This window comes from Streptosporangium sp. NPDC049046 (assembly GCF_040649155.1).
In the GTDB taxonomy this organism is placed as follows: Bacteria; Actinomycetota; Actinomycetes; order Streptosporangiales; family Streptosporangiaceae; genus Streptosporangium.
This window is the reverse complement of the sequence record NZ_JBEZEZ010000002.1, coordinates 217,508-237,604: the sequence shown is the minus strand read 5'-3', so window position 1 is coordinate 237,604 and position 20,097 is coordinate 217,508. Positions and strand designations below refer to the sequence as shown.

Below are 20,097 nucleotides of genomic sequence, written 5' to 3'. Positions count from 1 at the left end.
GAACGACCGACCGACAACCGGGTCCAGTCGTCGTCAAGGAATGCGGGTGGACTCGCCCACGGTTGTGATGACCGAGCGGTACGCGGAAAACGAAAGGGTCCTCCCATGCTTTCGGAAAACGAGATCAGCCGCGTGCTCGCGGTCACCGCGCATCCCGACGACGTGGACTTCGCCGCCGCGGGAACCATGGCGCTGTTCACCGCGCGAGGTGTCGAGGTGACGTACTGCGTGGTCACCGACGGTGACGCCGGCGGCTTCGACCGCGAGCTGGACAACACCGGGATGGCCGAGCTTCGCCGGACCGAGCAGTCCAACGCCGCCAAGGCCGTCGGGGTGACCGACGTGCGCTACCTCGGCCGCCACGACGGGACCGTGGTGCAGAGCCTGGAGCTGCGGTGCGAGATCACCCGGGTCATCCGCCAGGTCAGGCCCGACCTGGTGATCACCCACAGTCCCGAGCGCAACCACCGGTTCATCGCCCCCAGCCACCCCGACCACCGGGCGGTCGGCGGCTGCACCCTCGACGCCGTCTATCCCGACGCGCGCAACCCGTACACCTTCCCCTCGCTGCTGCTCGACGAGGGACTTGAGGCGTGGACCGTCCGCGAGGTCTGGCTCAACGGCGGCCCGACGCCCGACCACTACGTGGACGTCACCGACACCTTCGACCGCAAGCTCGCCGCCCTGCGCGCCCACGCCAGCCAGATCGACCACCTGGATGACTTCGAGGACTTCCTGCGGGGCCGCTTCTCACAGATCGCCACCGAGGCGGGCTTCGGCGAGGGTCGCTACGTCGAGGCCTTCCAGCGGGTCATCACCGTCTGATCTCCCCGCGCGCAGGCCGGGAGGGCACGGCCCGGGAAGAGCCGGGAAAGCACGGCCGGAGGCCGAGACCGGGAGAGCACGGCCGGACCCGCCTGCGCGGGGTCACCTCGGCAGCGGTCCGCGGCCCGAGGCCGGCTCCTCCGGCGGGGCGAGGCGGGCGAACAGGTAGCCCAGGGAGTTGGTCGCGACGTGGAACAGCGCGGGAGCGGCGAGACCGCCCCTCCTGCGCAGCTCGGTGAAGAGCACCCCGGCGAGGCCCGTCGTGACCACCGACCCGGCCACGACGCGCGCCACCTGCCACGCGGGCGCCCTCCTCGGGCCCTGCGGTACGCCCGGTGCGTCCGGTCCGGCGGGCACAGCCGGTACGCCGGAGCCCTCCTCGCCTCCCGTTCCCCGCGCGCGAGAGGCGAGGACGACCGGTACGCCGGGGCCTTCGCCTCCCGTCCCCTCCGTACGAGAGCCACGGGAGCCACCGGAGCCCGCGGCGTCGGGGACACCGGGAACGTCAGGGGCGCCGGGGGCGCTGAGGGCCTCCCCCGTGGCCAGGCGGCTCAGGGCGGGGTTGGCGGCCATCATGTCGACGGCGGGCAGGATGTGCCAGAGACCGAAGAGGACCGAGGAGACGGCGGTCGCCGTACCGTGGCCGTGCGAGCGGGCGACGAGGGCGTGCGTCACCCCGCGAAAACCGACCTCCTCCAGCAGGACCGTGCCGAACGGCACCTGGATCAGGGCCTCCTCCAGCGCGCGGGCGCGCGACAGGGACAGGGCGCGCTCGTCGCGGAAGAACCTGCGGGTGGCCGGCACGGCGATGCCGGCGGCGTAGGCCCCGGCCACGGCGGAGGCGAGCGCGCCACCGATCCGCAGGCCCCGCGAACGCCGGTGGAACCCCAGCTCGGCCCAGGAGAGCCCGGAACGGCGGGCCATGACGACCAGCGCGCCGGTGGCCGCGGCCGAGGTCAGCGGTGCCAGCCTCGGCGCCAGGCGGTTGTTGAGCACGTTCGCCGCCACCAGCACCGCCACCGTGCCCGCCAGTGTGCCCGCCCGTGTGCCCGGTAGAGCGCCGGGCACCGCCTCGGATCCGGCACGGGCGGCTCGCCCCGGCTCGCGTTCCATGCCCACGACTCCCTCGGACGTCGTCTCGCGCCCCGCCTGCCGGGCCGCGCCGGGGATCGCGACCTCGGGCCCGCCCCGCGCCTTCGATGATCCCCGCCGATCCGGCACGAATCCGGTTGGTTCGAGGCTACGCGACGGGGGCCGGGCCCGTGGCGGCCTGGCGCCACCCGTCGGGAAAGCGCAGGCCGCGTCGTTCCTTCACCGTCAGGCCACCCCAGATCCCCTCCGGCTCGGCCGCGCGAAGCGCGTAGGCCCGGCACTCCTGCAGCACCGGACACCGCTCGCAGACCGCCTTCGCCCGCGCCTCGTGCTCGGCCGACTGCGTCAGCGGGAAGAACAGCTCGGGATCGCTCGTACCGCAGGCACCTCGCGCGGCCCAGCCGATCTCTCGCACCGTCATCCGCATGCCATCACCCCCTGGTCGCTCCCCGCCCTCAGCGTAGGTGGACCGGGACGGCCCGGCATCAACCTCCCGGCGGATTCATGCGTACTCATCGCGGCGTACTTTCGTCGCGGCCTGGTCAGGCGGGTGCCCCGCCCGGTGGCTCCTCCGGCTCCCACGCGGCGGCTCCGGACGCCCGGGCGTGAAACCGAGCGAGACCATCGCGGACGTGGTCCCCGGCCCCGGCCCTCTCGGCTCCCGCGTGAATGGGGCTCCCGGTGCGCCTCAGCAGGCGCTCGTTCCCTGGTTGTAGCCCTTGACGAACAGTTCCTGGCGCTGCCCCGCCGTGCCGTGGGCGTCCGGGCGCAGCCAGTCGTCGGTGGGATCGCCGGCCGCGGCGAGGTTGAGCAGGAGTTCGTCCTCGTCGCCCGGCTCGGTCTGCAGCGCACCGCCCTTGACCAGCGCTCCCAGGGTTCCCCCCGCGTAGCAGTCGGCCTGGAGTTCCTGCTCGATGCTCAGCCGGAAGGCGGTGTTCAGCTGTGCCTGCACCGCGTGGCCGAACTCGTGCGGGATGATCACGTAGACCGAGCCGTCGCCCATCCGCTCGTAGAGATCGTTCATCCAGTTCTCGTCGTAGGCGATGAAGTGCCCCACCGGGCAGTAGAAGGCGTTGTTCGGCACCGAGGGCTGCCCGCCGCAGTCGGGCCCGTTCTCTCCCTGGTAGGCGGTGAACGCGGCGACCGGGCGGTAGGTCAGCCCCGCCGCGGAGAAGGTCTGCTTCCAGTAGGCCTCGGTGAGCTCCCTGGCCAGCTCGACGTCCGACTCGAACGTCTCCCCGCGCGTGCTGGGCGTGGCCCGCTCACCGGCGGGACCGGCCTCCGGTTCCGGCCCCTCCCCGACGCTCCCGCAGGCGGTGACGGCCGCGAGCACGAGCACCAGGAGAAAAGAGAACGCTTTCATGAATCCATCGTGACGGAGTCTCGCTCCCCGCGCGCGGAATCGCCACGACCGGGGTTCAGGGGGACGGCCAGGTGTGGACGGGCTCGTTGGTGTGCATGTTCTCGATGTACCGCAACGTCATCCGGCGCAGCGCCTCGTGCCTTTCGAGGTCGCCGAACGCGTTCACCGCGTCGATCTGCCAGCTCGCCCCGGTCGTGCCCGTCAGGCAGCGCTGCTCGACGATCCCCAGCAGCCGGTCCCTGGACTCGGGGGCCACGCCCCACAGGTCGAGTCCCTCGTGGGCGAGCGGCAGCAGGCGGCGCAGGATCAGTTCGGACGCGGCCACCTCGCCGAGCCCCGGCCAGAAGAGCCTGGCTTCCAGGCCGTACCGTGCCGCGGCGTGCAGGTTGTCCTCGGCCGCGGCGAACGACATGCGCGTCCACACCGGGCGCTCGGCGTACGGCAGGACGCGCATGAGCCCGTAGTAGAAGGCGGCATTGGCGGCGACGTCCGCCACCGAGGGCCCGGCCGGCAGCACCCGGTTCTCCACCCGCAGGTGCGGGGTGCCGTCCACGACCGCGTAGATCGGCCGGTTCCACCGGTAGACGGTGCCGTTGTGCAGGGTCAGCTCGCCGAGTTGCGGGGTGATCCCGCGTGCCAGTTCCTCGCGCGGGTCCTCCTCGTCGCACAGGGGCAGCAGCGCGGGGAAGTAGCGGGCGTTCTCCTCGAAGAGGTCGAAGACCGAGGTGATCCACCGCTCGCCGAACCACACCCGGGGCCGGACGCCCTGGGTCTTCAGCTCCACCGGGCGGGTGTCGGTGGCCTGCTCGAACAGCGGGATCCTGGTCTCCTGCCAGAGTCTGCGGCCGAACAGGAACGGCGAGTTGGCCGCCAGCGCCACCTGAGGGCCCGCGATGGCCTGGGCGGCGTTCCAGTTGGCGGCGAACGCCTCGGGGCTGACCTGGAGGTGCAGCTGCAGGCTCGTGCAGGCGGCCTCGGGGGTGATGCTGTCGGCGTAGGTCTCCAGGGACTCGTCGCCCTCGATCGACAGGTGCAGGTCCTCGCCCCTCGCCGCGAAGATCTGCTCGTTGAGGAGTTTGTAGCGGGGGTTGGCCGACAGGGTGCCCTCGTGGACGTCGCTCTCCCGCAGCGTGGGCAGGATGCCGACCATCACCATGTGCCCGCCGACGGTGCGGGCCTGTTCCTCCGCGTGGTTGAGACGGTCCCTGATCACCTTCTCCAGCCGGGCCGCGCCGTCTCCCTCCAGCGACTCCGGCAGGACGTTGATCTCCACGTTGAACTGGCCCAGCTCGGTCCCCCAGTCGGGCTCGGCGATCGCCTCCAGCACCTCGGTGTTCTTCATCGTGGCCTCGGCGCGCTCGTCCACGAGGTTGAGTTCGATCTCCAGCCCGGCCCGGGGCCTGTCGAACTCGAACCTGGACTCGCGCAGCAGCTGCGCGAAGACGTCAAGGCACCGCCGAACCTTGTCCCGGTAGCGCCGCCGGTCCTCGCGGCTGAACACCATCGCGGGTACATCGCGTCCCATACTTCGCAGAGTCGCACATAAGTAACTGCTCGTACAGGAGGGGGTGAAGGTTCAGACCAGGCGGCGCGCCGTGGCCCAGCGGGACAGCTCGTGACGGTTGGAGAGCTGCAGCTTGCGCAGCACGGACGAGACGTGGGTCTCCACGGTCTTCACCGAGATGAACAGCTCCTTGGCGATCTCCTTGTACGCGTACCCCCGGGCGATCAGCCGCAGGACCTCGCGCTCGCGCTGGGTGAGCGAGTCGAGTTCGGGGTCGATCGGCGGGGCCTCGCTGGAGGCGAACGCGTCCAGCACGAACCCCGCCAGCCTCGGCGAGAAGACCGCGTCGCCCTCGGCCACCCTGCGGATGGCGTCGGTGAGCTCCCGCCCGCTGATGTTCTTGGTCACGTATCCCCGCGCGCCGCCCCGGATCACGCCGATCACGTCCTCGGCCGCGTCGGAGACCGACAGGGCGAGGAAGCGCACCGTGGAGCCGGAGCCGAGGACCCGGCGCAGCACCTCCTGGCCTCCGCCACCGGGCATGTGCACGTCGAGAAGGACCACGTCGGGCCCGAGGGCGGCGATCGCCTTGACCGCGGACTCCACGTCCTCGGCCTCCCCGATCACCTCGATGGAGTCTCCGAGCTCGGCCCGTACCCCGGAACGGAACAGACGGTGGTCGTCGACGATCAGGACCTTCACCACGCTCATCGGACTTCCCCTCGCGGTCCCGAGGTCCGCCTTCCGGCCGGCCGCACGACTTCGGCTCGCTCGATACTCACGTCTTCTCCAGTTTCATGGTCAGCATCACTTCCGTGCCCTCGCCGGGCTCGGTCCGCACCCGGGCGCTGCCCCCGTGGCGTTCCATCCTGCCGATGATCGACTGGCGGATACCCATACGATCCTCGGGCACCTCGCTCATGTCGAACCCGGCCCCCCGGTCCCTGACGAAGACGGTGACCTCGTCCGGCTCCGTCTCGGCGTACACGGAGACGACCTCGGCACCGGAGTATTTCGCGGCGTTGACCATGGCCTGCCTCGCGGCCTGCATCATCGCGGACAGTTCGGGGGTGAGCGGGCCGTCGCCGACACAGACGACCTCGATCGGCACCCCGTGCGCGTCCTCCTCCTCGGCCGCGACCCGCCGCACGGCCGCGGCCACCGACGCGTCGGCGTCCTGCTGGGGCTGGTAGAGCCAGTTGCGCAGCTCCCGCTCCTGGGAGCGGGCGAGCCGCATCACCTCGCGCGGGTCCTGGGCGTTGCGCTGGATGAGCGTCAGCGTGTGCAGCACCGAATCGTGCACGTGGGCGGCCACCTCGGCGCGCTCCTCCTGCCGGATGCGCTCGCGGCGCTCGCGCTGAAGCTCCTTCCACAGGGCGGCGAGCCAGGGCGCCGCGATCAGCGCGACGCCGCCCACGACCACCATGGTGAACACGATGCCGGGACGTGCCTTGCCCAACTCGTCGTTGGCCACCAGGAAGCCGATCGCGCCGACCACGACGAGCACGAGCCCGAGGAACGTACGGACCCGGTTCTGGCGGACCTGCCCGACCGTGTGGTTCATCCAGCGCTGCCGCCGGTCGGGGTCGGCCTGCTGCCACAGGATCAGCGAACCGATGCCGCCCACGGCGAGCGGCCAGGCCCCGATCCCGGTCTCCGAGGCGCCGGTGAGCCAGCCCAGGGCCGTCAGCGCCAGCCCGATCGCGCCGTACGCGGCGAGCTGGCTCCAGTCCCTCGAAGGCTCCCTGCCCTCGTGCGGCTCGCGCGGGGTGAACATCCACAGCGCGGCGTACGCCAGGGTGCCGAACCCGCCCAGAACGGTGAGCAGCACGAAGGTCAGCCGCAGCACGACCGGGTCGAGCCGGAGCTGGGCGGCGGCGCCCTGGGCCACCCCTGCGATCAGCCGTCCTTCCACCGGCCGCACAAGGCGGGGGAAAGGGGCTTCTTCGGGTGTCACGGGCGCCGAATCACGAACTGTCTGTCGGTCAGCCATATCGTCAGCATCGTCACATGAATCAGCCTGCCACTGCATCAGGCGTTCCCCTGAAGCGACCCTGAGAGAGGCATCCCCCCTCCGGGACGACTCAGGGGTCTCCCGGATGCGTCACGGACCGGGAAAGGCCACGATTGACCATATGAACGACACCGGGCGGGCCCATGGTCCGGCGAGCTCGCCGTCCGCCTCCTCCTTCTCGGGAAAGCGCTCCGAGGAGCGTTTCGAGGAGCACGGCCTGAAGCGCAGCAACGAGGGACGGATGCTCACGGGCGTCTGCGCGGGGCTGGGGAGATACGCCCAGATCGATCCCGTGGTGCTGCGGGTCGGCTTCGCGGTCCTGGTGCTCGGCTCCGGTATCGGCATCATGCTCTACCTCGCGGCGTTCCTGCTGATGCGCGAGACCGACGGCGGCCCCGGCTACTTTGAGCAGTGGACCCGGCGCGACTTCGACAGCGAGACGGTCCTGACCCTGCTCACCGGCCTGTTCGCCCTCGGGCTGATCGTCAACGTCTCCTCGGACGGCATCGGCACCGGCACGGTCGTGGTCGGCACGGTGTTCGCGATCGCCCTGCTCGCCGCCCACTCCCGCGGGGTCGACCTGCTGGCCGTGGCCAGGTCCCTGCCCGATCGGCTGCGCAGGCGCCGCACCCCACACCCGCCCGGCCGGTGGCCGGGCCCGTCCACCCCCGCAGGACCGCCCGGAGTCGGCGAACGGGACCCGGCCGCCCACGCCGCCGCGCCCTGGGCCACCGGCCCCACCGCGTACGCCGAAGCTCCGACGGCAGGCCCTCCCGGCACCACCTCGGGAGACACCGCTCACGCCGGCACCACCGCGGAAGACGCCGCTCACGCCGCGCCGCGGCCGGGTGGTGAGACGGTCACGGAGCCGTACGCGCCCGAGGCCGGACCGGGCTCCACGACGTCCCATCCGCTCTCCACCCCGCAAAGCCCCACCGAGCATGCGCCGGGCATGCCCCCCGGTCCCGCCATGCCACCGCGGGAGGCACGCGGCGAGACCCCGCAGGACCCGTACTACGCCCACACGAGGCCGTCCTTCGACTCCTCCGGCGCGCCCTTCTCGCCGTACGGCCCCTACCAGCCTCTGGATCCTCGGAGGCGGCAGCCCTACTCCCCCTACGACCCGGCCGCGTACGGCGGGCCGGTGGTGGCACCACCCGGCCCGCGACGGCCCAGGTCGCTCGTCGGGAGCATCACCATCTGTCTGGCCATGATCGTTGGAGGGGTCATCGTGGCGATCCAGTCCGCCTCGGGATCGGTCAACATGACGGTCGTCGGCGGCGCGGTACTCGTCGTCATCGGCGCCGGCCTGCTGGTCGCCACCTGGTTCGGCCGGGGAGCGGGACTGGTCGCGACCGGCACGATCCTGTCGATCGCCCTGGTCGCGGGGCCCACGCTGGGCGGCATGCCGAAGAAGTTCGGCGACTTCGACTGGCGGCCCGTCACCCTGTCCGAGGTGGCCCGCGACTACTCGGTGGGCGTGGGAGCGGGCAGACTCGACCTGAGCGACCTGGTCCTGCCCCAGGGCTCACGGACCATCGTGGACGTCTCGATCTCGGTCGGCTCGATAAGCGTGATCCTGCCCGCGACGGCCAGAGTCGAGGTGAACAGCGCCACCAGGTTCGGCGACATCAAGATCGACCACGCGGTGGAGGGAGGGGCGGACATCGCGCACAACAAGATCCTGGAGCCCGAGGTGCCCCCCAAGGGCGACGTGGCGACCATCGTGCTGAACGTGAAGGCCGGCATCGGGGACGTGGAGGTGCGCCGTGCGGCCTGACATCGACAGGGCCGAGCAGCGTCGCGTACACCGCACCGACTGGATGGCCCTGCTCAGCGGCGTGGTCTTCATCGCGGCCGGGATCGTCTTCATCAGCGAGCCGTCCGTCTCGCCACTGGTCATGCTCACGATCCTGGTGGGCGGCCTGGGCTTCGCGGGCCTGGTCACCATCCTGGTCAAGTCCGTCCGGCGTTAGAAGGCCGGCGTCTCATCCGGCGGCGGGCGCTCCAGGGTCGCCACAGCAGGCGCACCCACGCCGAGCGGCACACGGGGCCGCGGCCGACCCGGCTGAAGATCCGCCCCTGAACAGGACCTAACGGTGAAACGCCAGATCAGGCATTAGAGTCGGAGCATGTCCGCCCTGGAGTTCGTCAGCACCGTCCGCGCGACGCGGGCCGGCCTCACGGACACGCTCGCCGACGTGGCGGGCATGACCGCGTGGGGCCGGGCGCACGCCGCCGAACTGGGGATCGACTCGGACTTCGTCGCCTCTGAGCGGCTGCGGGTCGAGGTGGTGGAGCTGCGGCAGGCCGTACGGGCGCTCTTCGCCAGGGCGGTGAAACCGGGCACCGCGAGCGGTGCGGACGCGCACCGGCTTCCCGGTTTCGCCGAGTCGCTCGACCTGGTCAACGCCGCGGCTCTCGCCGTGCCGCTCGCCGCGCGGCTGGAGTGGCCCGCCGAGGGCGTTCCCCGGGCACGCAGCGTCCATGGCGACGGGGTCACGGAGTCGGAGCGGATCCGGGCGGCCCTCGCGACGTCGGCGATCGAACTGCTCGCCGGGCCTCAGCGGGAGCGGCTCCGCACCTGCCCCGCGCCGCGCTGCGTGCTCTACTTCCTCAAGGACCACGCCCGGCAGGAGTGGTGCTCGGTCGGCTGCGGCAATCGTGCCCGCGCGGCCCGCCACTACCACCAGCACCGCGACGGCTGATCCCTCTCCGGATTCCCTCACGAGTGACACGTGAGCCGTCACTGCGGCGGCTCCCCCTTTCCCCAGGCACGGGTGCGAGGTGGCGCGGAACCGGCACCGGAACTTCGGCCACGAAACAACGCGAACCAACACCGAGACCCCGGGCGCGGAATGACATGAGGCGGCACCGAGCCCTCCGCCACGGAACGACGTGAGGTGGCACCGGACCCCGGCCACGGAACGACGTGGGCCGGTGCCGGGACGACCCACCTCACGTCCGCGTCCAAGGCGGGCCGCACCCGCGACACCCGCGCCGAACTCACACCCGCCGCCGCGATCTCACATCGAGGTCTTCTCTATTGTGATTTACACCACAAATTTATAATGGGAAAAATGCTAGTTATGCGTTAGATTCATCCTGCAGCCAAACTAACGGACCGATCCGTTAGAAAACCTGACGGGAGAGATCAGATGACCTTCCAGACCGGCCATGTCGGCCTCAACGTCTCCGACCTCGACAGGTCCAGGGACTTCTACCTGAAGATCTTCGGCTTCGAGGTCCTCGCCGAGTCCGGTGAGGCCGACCGCAGGTACGCCTTCCTCGGTCTCGACGGCACGCTGATGCTCACCCTCTGGCAGCAGAGCGAGGGCCGCTTCGCCACCGGTCTGCCCGGCCTGCACCACCTGTCCTTCCAGGTTCCGGACCTCGATGCGGTCCGCCGGGCCGAGGACGCGATCAGGGAGGCCGGCGCCACGCTCCACCACGACGGCGTGGTGGCGCACGGCGAGGGCGCGTCCTCGGGCGGCGTGTTCTTCGAGGACCCCGACGGGATCCGGCTGGAGATCTACACACCTACGGGCGTCGAAGGCTCTCCCGTACCGGTGGCCGCCGCTCCTACCTGCGGCTTCTTCTAGATGCCCGTGGAACACGCCGGAGAGCTCGCGGTCCAGCGAAGGGCCGGGGTCCGCGCGGTGGCGCTGGGCTCGGCCAGGACCCGGCCGGAGATCCCGACGGTGGCGGCCGAGTTCCTGGGGCGACAGCGGATGCTGCTGATCGGGGCGACGGGACGGGACGGGCTCCTGTGGGCGTCCGTCCTGACCGGGCCCGAGGGATTCGCGGAGGCGGTGGACGAGCGGACGGTCGTGATCGACGCGGTGCCCGGCGAGCACGACCCGCTGACCGGGCTGGACGGGGGCCAGATCGGGATGCTCGCGATCGAGCCGCGGAGCAGACGCAGGATGCGGATCAACGGCACGGTCTCGCGGCAGGGCGACCGGCTGATCGTCCGTACCGAGCAGACGTACGCCAACTGTCCCAAGTACATCCAGGCACGAGAGATCGTCACGGAACCGGTGGGACCCACCTCCCGAACTCCCGGCTCCGCCGATCCCCACGGAGACTCCCCGGAAACTCCCGATCTCCACCAAGGAGCCTCCGGTCCTCCTGACGCCGCCCCCACCGGTTTCTCCTCCGCGACGGCGTTCGGCGACGACGACCGGACCTGGATCGAGGGCGCCGACACGTTCTTCGTCGCCACCACCGCCCCCGGCCTCGGCACCGACCTGTCACATCGGGGCGGCAATCCCGGGTTCGTCCGGGTGCTGGACGACCGGCGGCTGGTCTGGCCGGAGTACGTCGGCAACTCCATGTACATGACATTGGGGAACCTGGAGCTGGACGACAGCTGCGGCCTGCTCTTTCTCGACTGGGAGGGCGGCGACGCCCTGCACCTGACCGGACGTGCCCGCATCGACTGGGATCCGGGGAGCGTTCCGGGCGCGGAGCGACTGGTCAGGTTCGAGGTGGGCCGGGTCGTCCGCGTACCGGAAGCCAGCCCGCTCCGCTGGAGGTTCACCGAGTACTCCCGCCACAACCCGCCGGTCTGACCACGCGGCTGGACGCATCGCCCCCGCCAACGAGGGCAGTAGGAAGGAAAGGACACGAATCCGGAGCGTGGACACGGACCGCCGTGAGGGCCCAAAGGGACTCCAGGGCGGCATACTGGCGATACGCCCCCGTGTAGTCGTAATGTCGCGACAGCGGCCGACCGGCAAGGAGCGGAGCGATGGCGATGCGGTTCGAGCACGAGTTCACGGTTCCCCTGCCTGTCGAGCAGGCGTGGCCGGTGCTGCTCGACGTCGAGCGGATCGCGCCCTGCCTGCCGGGTGCCGCCGTGGACAAGGCTGAGGGCGACTCCTACACCGGCCGGATGAAGATGAGGATCGGCCCGGTCACGGTGACGTACCAGGGTGACGTCGCCTTCGAGAAGGTGGACGAGGACACCCACACCATGACCATCAGGGCCTCCGGCAAGGAGGCCAAAGGTCCGGGCACGGCCGGTGCCACGGTCGTCGCGCGCCTGCACCCCCAGGGTCGCGACACCCGGGTCACCGTCGACACCTCCTTCGACGTGACCGGCCGCCCGGCCCAGGCGGGCCGGGGCGTGCTGACCGAGGTGGGCGGGAAGCTGATCGACAAGTTCGAGGCCAACCTCTCCCGTCTGCTGGGCGAGGGCTCCGCCACGGAAACGACCGGCGTGGGCGGCCGGAGCGCGGCCGGGAAGCCGGAGGCGGCCGACGACGTTCCGGCGATCTCGGAGAGCTGGGGTCCCGGCCCGGCACGTCCGGCCGACTCGGACTCGACGGGCTCGACACCCCCCGGCGCCGGGAGCCCCGACGCGGAGAGCGGCACCACCGGCTCGGCGTTCCCCGGCCCCGCGGGCTCCACCGGCCACGGCGCGGAAGGCCCCGGTGGCCCGGCGGCCCCTGAGGCGGCGTCCGGACTGGGTGGCCCCGGCGGCCCGGAAGGACTGAACGCCCCCGGCGCCCCGGCGGCACCGGGACGTCACCTCAGTGCGGTGCCCACACCGCCCGGCCTCTCCGTCAACGAGGAGGCCGAGTCCCGACAGAGCCACCCCGCGGGCACCTCGCGCACCTCGCTCAGCCCAGAAGAGGAGGCCCTGAACCTCCTGGAGGTGGCGGGCATGCCCCTGCTCAAGCGCATCGGCCCCCTGGTCGCCGCCCTGGCGGCCCTCATCCTGCTCACCTGGCTGATCCGCCGCGCTCTACGGCACTGACCAGCTGTCAGAGCGTCTCCCGCGATCCTCAGTAAACGCACTTTTCGACGTCGTCCGACGTCCTGCCGGAGCAGAAGGTCCTGGTCTTCGATCGAACAGGCCCGTACCTCTTTGGTTAAGAGTCGAACTCGTGACTCTTGACGCGATCGATGAAGGCCGTCCACACGGCGGGGGTGAACACCGCTGTTCCGGCATCGGGATGGTTGGAGTTACGGACGGCCACAGCGCCACCGCTCAGGAAGGCGACCTCCACACAGTTGTGGTCGCTACCGCTGAGACTGCTCTTGCGCCAGTTGACATTGGACAGATCTGATCGGGACACGCCGCTGTCATCTCCTGTCGTCATAGCTGCTTGGCTATGTCCTCAATCATCACCCGGGAAGCCGCAGCGGACTTCGCCGAAGCACGTAAATGGTTGAAAATAGCCCTATAGCGGCGGACTTCTTCTAGTACTTTCAGCCTGCCGGTCGATCGTCTCATCCACGCCGACCCAGAAGCGGTTCATCGAAAAGAGCGAGTTCGGCGGCGTCCGGAGCCTGGAAGATCTCCGCATACTCCTCAAGCAGCTCGCGGTTGATCGGGACCGTCCCGGGTGCCCCTTCCCGGTTGCGGGCCTCCAGACGGCGGCACAGCTCGTCGACCGGCGCGGCGAGATAGTGCAGTTCGACGGGAAGACCGAGTGCGCGGGCCCCCAGACGCTTCTCGTCGCGCTCGGCACGCGCCCAGAAGCCGAACTCCAAGATCACACTCTGTCCCAGCCTCAGCAGATCCTGAGCGTGCTCCCAAAACCGCCGCTCAAGCTGGTCGCGGGTATTCTCGTCGAACAGGTCGACGCCGAGATCGGCCATCCATTCGTCCGGGCACAGCCGCACCGCTGGAAGCTCTCTCGCCAAGTGCCTGGCCAGTGTCGTTTTCCCCGAGCCGGGCAGCCCGCACAACAAGATCAGCCTAGATTCTGGACTCATGTCCTCCCTCAAGAGTCATAGCGAACCTGGGCCGATAGAGGCCCTGGAAGCCGTGTAGGCCATCAGAGCGGGCGAGTTCCCCGACGGAGATCACGCACCCAGAACATCCGGCGAGCCATCAAACGCGGGCGTCAGCCCCTATACCGATTCGTGTTCCCCCTTGCCGGTCGCGAGCGGGGCGGCACTCGCGGAGACGAGAAAGATCCCGGAGGCGTCGGCTCGGAAACACACGTCGGTGTCGGCCGGGGCTTCCGCGATCGGTCAGACCTCGCATCGCAGAAGCCGTTCGATATCGCGCCAGAACTTGTCGAAGGAAGGAGCGGCTTTACGGTCCTGCTCCAGATCGAAGACGTCGGTCAGCCCTGCCTGGTCCACAGTCGGCCGGTACGACGTGCCGTCGTTCTTCCTGGAGGAGAGCCATTCTTTGGCACCACGAATCCCCTCCGGATTCGAAGGCGGATCCAAGGGGTCGACGAGACCTCGGCAGCCGGACAGCGACGCCGCGGCGGCCAGGAACCACGCCTCGAACTCCCGATGAGCGAGCACGACCGAGATCTCCCGGTCACCACGCGCTTGACGGGCCCGTTCCAGGAGCGCGGGGCCGAGGGAGGCCGGGCAGTCGTCGTCCGAGTCGATCAGCAGCAGGATCCCGCCGGCACCGGTCACCTGATAGGAAGCCTGGAGAACGGCGCTCTCGACTCCGCCGGGAGCGATGAGCTTGCTCCGCGGGATACGGCGAGGCTGAGGAATCCGTAGGTTCCACACCGAGAGCGTTGCAGCGATCCTGCGGAGCAGGACGGGAAGCGCGGACACCTCGCCGTCGCCCTCCACGATGGCGGCGATCGTGACCGGACCGGTCACCTGGGGGACACGGTGATCGGATCGGTCATTCGCCCGCCTCAGGTCGGAGTTGGCCGCCGCGCATCAACTCACCCAGCGTGGTTCGTTTTTCTTCGACGAGACGGCGGCTGACCTCGTCGATCTCGCCGATCACGGTGACCCCGCTGTTCATCGCCACCACCCGCACACAGGCCGGATCGAAGTCGTCACGGTCGAGCAGGTCGGCGCTCTGCGTGGTGATCACGACCTGGACACGCTCGCTCGCCTCGGTCAGCGCGTCGAACAACGCACCGGCGGCGGCAGGGTGGAGCGCGGTCTCCGGTTCCTCGATCACTACCAGTTTCGTCTGCCCGTCCAGCACAAGGGGCTGGAACAGCGCGGCGAGCACACCCGCCGCGTGTAAGGTCCCGACCGAGATGGCCTCAGGGCCGAACGGTCGCTCCCCTTCCCGAGTGCGAAGCTCCACGGTCGAATATCTGTCGATGAGCCGCTCGTCCACTCCCAGCGCATCCGGCACGATCGCTTTGAGATAATCGTCCACACGAGCCTTGAACACGGGATACCTGAAGGCGAGTTCTCCTAGCACGGATCCGATGTGCTCTCCGGAGTAGCCGATCCCCCCAGTCCGCTGATCCGACTGTGGTTGCCGCATCTCATTGATATCCAAGTGGTGAAAAAGCATATCCCGGAGGTCGTAATACACATCACTGAAGTTTCCCCGAGTAGCGGCTAACGGTAGGTAGAGCCGATCCTGCTCGATGTTTCCTTCACCTGTGACCAGCCCTGCCGCCACATCGAATCGGGTCTCCCCGGATCCGGGCTTTCCCTCGCCCCTATGAATGACGCAGCACTCCTCCTTGACCACTACCTGTCGGCGTCCCGTGGAGTCCCGGCCAATGGTGAATCCGTACTCGACCGGCGTCAGCGTGCCCGCCATCTCGATCACGCACTCCAGATAGATGGTGAACTCGTCCACGGGTTCAGGCACCTGCCGGAACACGTCATCCAACCCACCGTGTTTGGCCACAGCGTCGGCCGGGGTCGAATTCAGCGCGTCCGCCACAAACCGGAGCGCGTCAACGAAATTACTCTTCCCAGCCCCATTGGGACCCAGCAGTACCAACAGCGGGGTGAAAACGACCTCGCACGAGGCGATGCTCTTATAGCCGGTCACCCGCACCCGCCTCAGGAACGGCACCGCCTGCTCCATCACACCCTCCGCGCCGTCGCCATACAGATCTGCTCGAATACCTTGGGTGCCCTGGTGCGCTCCTCGGTCACGCCGAGTATGCCACCGACTCCGCAGGCGGAGTCCGGAACATCGATGGCGGCACCTGGATTACTCCTGCCCAGCTCGGGAGCGAGCAGCAGACCGATCGCCTTCCGGTTGAGGTCCGTCGACTGTCCATGGGTGGTTCTCATGTCACTCGCCTTCCGAAAACGGGTCGAATGCCCAGGTTGTCAGACCCTTGTACGCAAGCCTTACAACATCATCGAGCTGGGCCGTGCTCGGGATGCCCGGCGTCGAATCGGGGGACATCGGGAGACAAGGTCAGGTCGGGTAGCGGGCGCGACGTCCTCGCCACCTTGCGGCCCGTCACAGCCCTGACGCCGTGGCTACGCCTCGGCGACCAGAGGACCAGAACTGAGTTACTCGTTCCACACAACGCCAAAAACAGTGTCATCAGTGGACAAGTAGGACAACTGCCTACTTTTTCCCGGGAATATCTCGGGTCGTGATCAATATCCCGGAATGCAGCGTTGTGGTCATCACCTACAACGATGCCCCACGGCTGGCCAGGGCCGTGCGGTCCGTACTCCGGCAGTCCCTGCGCGACATCGAGGTGATCATCGCGGACGACGCGAGCACCGACGACACCGAGCGGGTGGCCCGGCAGTTGCAGCGTAAGGACCCGAGGGTCCGCTACCTGCGCGGGGAGGTCAACAGCGGGGGGTGCGGGGTCCCGCGCAACAGGGGCGTGGCGGCGGCGCGGGCGCCGTACGTGATGTTCCTGGACAGCGACGACGAGCTGACGAGACACGCCTGCAAGAGCATGCTGCTGGAGATCGAGAGGACCGGCGCGGACTTCGTCACCGGGCAGATCACCCGGCTGTACGAGCGGAGCGGGAAGACCGCGCGCTACTATCCCGCGCTGTTCGCCAGGCGCAGGACGGTCGAGGGGATCGCCCAGGAGCCGGAGATGTTCCTCGACTCCTTCAGCACCAACAAGCTGTACCGGGCCGAGCTGCTGCGGCAGGTGCCGTTCCGCGAGGACATGCACTACGAGGACCACGTCTTCACCACCGCCCTGTACTGCGCGGCGCGGCGGTTCGCCGTGGTCCCCTGGGTGGTCTACGTCTGGCACCGGGCCTCGGCGGAGAGCGAGGCCCGGTTGTCGATCTCGCTGTGCCTGACGGAGATGACGAACGTCCGCTCCAGGATCAGGGCGGCCCGCCTCAGCGACGACATCCTGCGGGCCAACGGCCTCGGCCACCTGGTGCACGAGCGGCAGCGCCGCTTCATCCGCCAGGACCTGCGGGTCTATCTCAACCCGCTGCCCTCGCGCGACCCGGCGTGGATCGAGGAGTTCGTCTCGGTGGTCCGGCCCTACCTGGCGGAGCTCGACCCGGTGGTGTTCGAGACGATCGACCCGCTGATGCGGGTCTGCTGCAGTTTCATCCTCGACGGCAGGCCCGACGAGCTGCTGGTGGCCGCCCGGTCGCTGAACGGCCCGAAGGCCCCGCCGCGCGTGGCCGTACGGGAGGGGGGCCGCACCTACTGGGGCACGGTCCCCGACGAGAGGCGGGAGATCACCTCGCTCCGGATGGCCGAGCTTCCCTACAGCGCCTCCCGGCTGCGTCACGAGGCGGTCCTCACCGGCAAGGGCTCGCTGATCAGGCTCGCGATCACGACGTACGACCCGTTCGGCGTGCTCGCCGCCACGCCCGGCTGGACCGCGTACCTGCGGTTCAGGAACCATCGGCTGCGGCTGGACCCGCGCGAGCAGCCGGACGGCGGTTACCTGAGCGAGGCGACGATCGACCTCACCACGATCCACCACGGCCGGCTGGGCTTCGAGGGCCGCTACGACCCGGTGATCGAGATCCTCAACCCCGACGGGCGGGTCACCGCCGACCGGTTGCTCGTCGACCCGTCCACCGCGCCGTTGGGCACGACCGTCCTGTGCCACGAGGTCGTCGTCAAGGCGGAGGGGAACGCCGCGTTCCTGCGGGTGCTCTGGCGCCGCCAGGGGCTGCTGCGGCAGCTGCCCCGGCTCAAGCGGGCCGCCGCCCGCCTGCTGAGGAAGGTGAGCGGGCCGGAGGTGAAGCTCCGCGTCTACAGAAGCCTGATCTCCGTGCTGCCCGCGCGCAGGGACCTCGCCCTGTTCGAGTCCGATGTCGGCACCGGATACACCGGGAACCCGCGCTACATCTACGAGGAGCTCAGGCGACGCGGCGCGCCGCTGAAGATGGTGTGGTCGGCCGCCACGGCGCGGGGGCACTTTCCCTCCGATGTCCGGCTGGTACGGCGGATGAGCTGGCGCCACATCTGGACCATGGCGAGGGCGGGCTACTGGGTCGACAGCCACGGCATGCCGCTCGCCTATCCGAAACCGCCGGGCACCCGCTACCTGCAGACCTGGCACGGCCAGGGCATCAAGTCGGTCGGCTTCGACGCGCCCGACCTGCGCGCCGACTTCGACGGACCGAGGGCGACCTGGCGGGCCGCGGTGGATCGCTGGGACGCGCTGGTCTCGCCCAGCGCCGAGTTCGAGCGGGTCTTCGTGCCCTCCAACGGCTACCGGGGGCGGTTGCTGCGGCACGGTTCTCCCCGCTGTGACGTGCTCGTGCGCGGCGACCGGGAGGCGGCGGGGCGGGCGAGGAGGCGACTGGAGATCCCGCACTGGTCCAGGGTGCTGCTGTACGCCCCCACCTACCGCGACCGGGCCAAGGGGTCCGGGCAGTCGGTCAGGGCCGACCTGGACGCGATGGCCGAGGCCCTCTCCGGCGACTGGACGGTGATCCTGCGGACCCACCCGGTCGAGCGGTTCGAGGTGCCCGAGCACCTGCGCCACTTCGTCCGGCACGCGGGCTCCTATCCGGAGGTGAACGACCTGATCCTGCTCTCGGACGCGCTGCTCACCGACTACTCGTCGCTGATGTGCGACTACGCGGTCACCGGGCGGCCGATGCTGTTCCTGATCGACGACTGGGACGAGTACCGCAGGGTGGAACGCGGCGTCTACCACGACCTGCCCGCGATCGCCCCCGGCCCCTGCCTCACCACGACCGAGGAGCTGATCGAGGTGCTACGCGATCTCGACGGGACAACGGCGGCGTTCGCCTCCAGGTACATCGCGTTCCGCAGGACGTGGTGCGCCGACGAGAAGGGGAACGCCTCGGCGAACGTGGTGGACGCCTTCTTCGACCCCCGGCACGCCCAGGCCCCTCTCCCCTCCGACGTGCGGGAACGTCCCCCGATCGTGCCACGGCACCTGGCCCGCCTGCCGCTGCTCGGACGGTCGCGGTGACCGGCGGGCGCGGTGGGGCGGTGGTGTTCGCGTGCCTGGACGCCGACACCCTGGGCGGCGTCCAGCGCGTCACCCACACCGTGGCGCAGGGCCTGGCGGAACGGGGCCGCGAGGTGCACGTGATCGGGCTGCATCGGTCGGAGAAGCCGTTCCGCTATGTGGAACGGCCTCGCTACACCAGTCACGTGATCCACCGGGCTCCGGTGGGAAGGCTCTCCCGACTCGGCAGGCGCCGCGAGCGGCAGGCGCTCGACAGGCTGCTGCGGGAGGTGGGGCCGGGGTTCGCGGTGCTCTCCTCGCCCAGCGTGGTCACCCGGATCGGGGACCTGCTGCCCGAGCGACTGCTGCCGATCGGGCAGTACCACGGGTCGTACGAGCACGCGCGGGGATCGTGGCACCTCGGCTCGGTCCGCGGCCACTACGGCGCCATGGAGAAGGCGGTGTTCCTCAGCGAGGAGGACGCGTGGCTGTTCTCCGAGCACGCGTTGCTGCCCAACACCTGGTCCATCCCGAACCCGCTGCCCGTCTGGCCTTCGCGGACCGCGGACCTCACCGCCCGCCGGGTGCTCGGGGTCGGCAGGCTGGAGGGCGTGAAACGGTTCGACCGGCTGATCTCGGCCTTCGCGCGGGCGTGCGGCCGTCCGGGTCCCGGAGGCATAGAGGGCGCAGAGGGCGACGGCGATCACCCGGATCTCGTGAGGGCCCGTCGCGAGGCGAGCGAGGGCTGGGATCTGCACCTGATCGGCGAGGGGGCCGAGCGGGAACGGCTCCTGTCGCACGCCGCGGAGTGCGAGGTGAGCGACCGGGTGGTGTTCCGCGGCGCGGTGCCCGCCGCCCGGATGGCGGACGAGTACACGGGCGGGTCGCTGCTCGCGCTGTCCAGCGAGCACGAGGGGCTACCGCTGGTGGTCGGCGAGGCGGCCTCCTACGGGGTGCCCTCGGTGGCGTTCGACGTGTCGAGCGGGCTCAGGTCACTCGTACTGGACGGGCAGACAGGGGTGCTGGTGCCCCCGGCCGACGTGACCGGGCTCGCCGCCGCGCTGGCCGGGCTGATCGCCTCGGCCGCGGAGCGGCGGCGGCTGGGAGCCGCCGCCCGCGCGCACGTCGAGGCGTTCCGCCCCGACCACGTCCTGGACCGCTGGGAGGCCCTGTTCGACCAGATCACCCGCTGAGTTTCCCCCGGACCAGGCGGGAACCC

Annotated in this window: 20 protein-coding genes; 9 read left to right on the top strand and 11 right to left on the bottom strand. The window is 70.0% G+C overall.

Going from position 1 to position 20,097, the window contains the following annotated elements; all coding sequences use genetic code 11:
• Positions 1-105: 105 nt before the first annotated feature.
• The gene (locus AB0B96_RS03500) at positions 106-825 is read left to right on the top strand and encodes a PIG-L deacetylase family protein (protein WP_350943416.1); all 720 of its coding nucleotides are present in this window, start codon (positions 106-108) and stop codon (positions 823-825) included.
• Between the two features lie 102 nt (positions 826-927).
• Here AB0B96_RS03500 and AB0B96_RS03495 read toward each other — a convergent pair whose 3' ends face one another.
• The 6 genes from AB0B96_RS03495 to AB0B96_RS03470 form a co-directional block, all read right to left on the bottom strand.
• Positions 928-1,938, bottom strand: coding sequence for a CPBP family intramembrane glutamic endopeptidase (locus AB0B96_RS03495; protein WP_362896152.1), 1,011 nt, complete (start codon positions 1,936-1,938; stop codon positions 928-930).
• A gap of 127 nt (positions 1,939-2,065) precedes the next feature.
• On the bottom strand, positions 2,066-2,344 hold the full coding sequence (locus tag AB0B96_RS03490) for a WhiB family transcriptional regulator (protein WP_362896150.1): 279 nt from the start codon (positions 2,342-2,344) through the stop codon (positions 2,066-2,068).
• A gap of 261 nt (positions 2,345-2,605) precedes the next feature.
• Positions 2,606-3,280 carry a neutral zinc metallopeptidase gene (locus tag AB0B96_RS03485; protein ID WP_362896148.1) on the bottom strand — a complete coding sequence of 225 codons (675 nt, stop codon included), beginning with the start codon at positions 3,278-3,280 and terminating at the stop codon, positions 2,606-2,608.
• A 55-nt stretch (positions 3,281-3,335) separates the two neighbouring features.
• Entirely contained in the window at positions 3,336-4,805 is a 1,470-nt protein-coding gene (locus tag AB0B96_RS03480) for a glutamate-cysteine ligase family protein (protein ID WP_362896146.1), read from the bottom strand.
• Positions 4,806-4,856: 51 nt separating this feature from the next.
• Positions 4,857-5,495, bottom strand: coding sequence for a response regulator transcription factor (locus AB0B96_RS03475; RefSeq protein WP_350943408.1), 639 nt, complete (start codon positions 5,493-5,495; stop codon positions 4,857-4,859).
• Between the two features lie 67 nt (positions 5,496-5,562).
• Positions 5,563-6,777 (bottom strand): PspC domain-containing protein, encoded by a 1,215-nt coding sequence (locus AB0B96_RS03470; protein ID WP_350943406.1) that lies wholly within the window; start codon positions 6,775-6,777, stop codon positions 5,563-5,565.
• Positions 6,778-6,919: 142 nt separating this feature from the next.
• On the opposite strand from AB0B96_RS03470, the gene AB0B96_RS03465 reads away from it, so the two are divergent.
• The 6 genes from AB0B96_RS03465 (at position 6,920) to AB0B96_RS03440 (ending at position 12,562) form a co-directional block, all read left to right on the top strand.
• Positions 6,920-8,578, top strand: coding sequence for a PspC domain-containing protein (locus AB0B96_RS03465; protein WP_362896140.1), 1,659 nt, complete (start codon positions 6,920-6,922; stop codon positions 8,576-8,578).
• Positions 8,568-8,774 carry a hypothetical protein gene (locus tag AB0B96_RS03460; protein ID WP_350943403.1) on the top strand — a complete coding sequence of 69 codons (207 nt, stop codon included), beginning with the start codon at positions 8,568-8,570 and terminating at the stop codon, positions 8,772-8,774. The genes AB0B96_RS03465 and AB0B96_RS03460 overlap by 11 nt, the downstream gene beginning before the upstream one ends.
• A 156-nt stretch (positions 8,775-8,930) precedes the next feature.
• On the top strand, positions 8,931-9,506 hold the full coding sequence (locus AB0B96_RS03455) for an ABATE domain-containing protein (RefSeq protein WP_362896137.1): 576 nt from the start codon (positions 8,931-8,933) through the stop codon (positions 9,504-9,506).
• Between the two features lie 450 nt (positions 9,507-9,956).
• Positions 9,957-10,400: a VOC family protein gene (locus AB0B96_RS03450; protein WP_362896135.1), complete on the top strand. Its 444-nt coding sequence runs from the start codon at positions 9,957-9,959 to the stop codon at positions 10,398-10,400.
• On the top strand, positions 10,401-11,372 hold the full coding sequence (locus tag AB0B96_RS03445) for a pyridoxamine 5'-phosphate oxidase family protein (RefSeq protein ID WP_362896133.1): 972 nt from the start codon (positions 10,401-10,403) through the stop codon (positions 11,370-11,372).
• 179 nt (positions 11,373-11,551) lie between these two features.
• On the top strand, positions 11,552-12,562 hold the full coding sequence (locus AB0B96_RS03440) for an SRPBCC domain-containing protein (RefSeq protein ID WP_362896131.1): 1,011 nt from the start codon (positions 11,552-11,554) through the stop codon (positions 12,560-12,562).
• 115 nt (positions 12,563-12,677) lie between these two features.
• Here AB0B96_RS03440 and AB0B96_RS03435 read toward each other — a convergent pair whose 3' ends face one another.
• From AB0B96_RS03435 to AB0B96_RS03415, 5 genes are all read right to left on the bottom strand, one after another.
• Positions 12,678-12,884 carry a DUF397 domain-containing protein gene (locus AB0B96_RS03435; RefSeq protein ID WP_362502782.1) on the bottom strand — a complete coding sequence of 69 codons (207 nt, stop codon included), beginning with the start codon at positions 12,882-12,884 and terminating at the stop codon, positions 12,678-12,680.
• Between the two features lie 154 nt (positions 12,885-13,038).
• Positions 13,039-13,527 carry an AAA family ATPase gene (locus tag AB0B96_RS03430; protein ID WP_362896129.1) on the bottom strand — a complete coding sequence of 163 codons (489 nt, stop codon included), beginning with the start codon at positions 13,525-13,527 and terminating at the stop codon, positions 13,039-13,041.
• Positions 13,528-13,788: 261 nt separating this feature from the next.
• Positions 13,789-14,388 (bottom strand): DUF4276 family protein, encoded by a 600-nt coding sequence (locus AB0B96_RS03425; protein ID WP_362896127.1) that lies wholly within the window; start codon positions 14,386-14,388, stop codon positions 13,789-13,791.
• Between the two features lie 25 nt (positions 14,389-14,413).
• Positions 14,414-15,577 carry an AAA family ATPase gene (locus AB0B96_RS03420; protein WP_362896125.1) on the bottom strand — a complete coding sequence of 388 codons (1,164 nt, stop codon included), beginning with the start codon at positions 15,575-15,577 and terminating at the stop codon, positions 14,414-14,416.
• The gene (locus tag AB0B96_RS03415) at positions 15,577-15,789 is read right to left on the bottom strand and encodes a hypothetical protein (protein ID WP_362896123.1); all 213 of its coding nucleotides are present in this window, start codon (positions 15,787-15,789) and stop codon (positions 15,577-15,579) included. The genes AB0B96_RS03420 and AB0B96_RS03415 overlap by 1 nt, the downstream gene beginning before the upstream one ends.
• A 314-nt stretch (positions 15,790-16,103) precedes the next feature.
• Here AB0B96_RS03415 and AB0B96_RS03410 point away from each other — a divergent pair, with 314 nt between their 5' ends.
• Both AB0B96_RS03410 and AB0B96_RS03405 read left to right on the top strand, forming a co-directional pair.
• Complete coding sequence (locus tag AB0B96_RS03410; RefSeq protein ID WP_362896121.1) at positions 16,104-18,899, top strand: CDP-glycerol glycerophosphotransferase family protein; 2,796 nt, start codon at positions 16,104-16,106, stop codon at positions 18,897-18,899.
• Positions 18,896-20,071, top strand: a complete 1,176-nt coding sequence (locus AB0B96_RS03405) for a glycosyltransferase (RefSeq protein WP_362896119.1) — start codon at positions 18,896-18,898, stop codon at positions 20,069-20,071. Before AB0B96_RS03410 ends, AB0B96_RS03405 begins: the two co-directional genes overlap by 4 nt.
• The last annotated feature ends 26 nt before the right edge of the window (positions 20,072-20,097 follow it).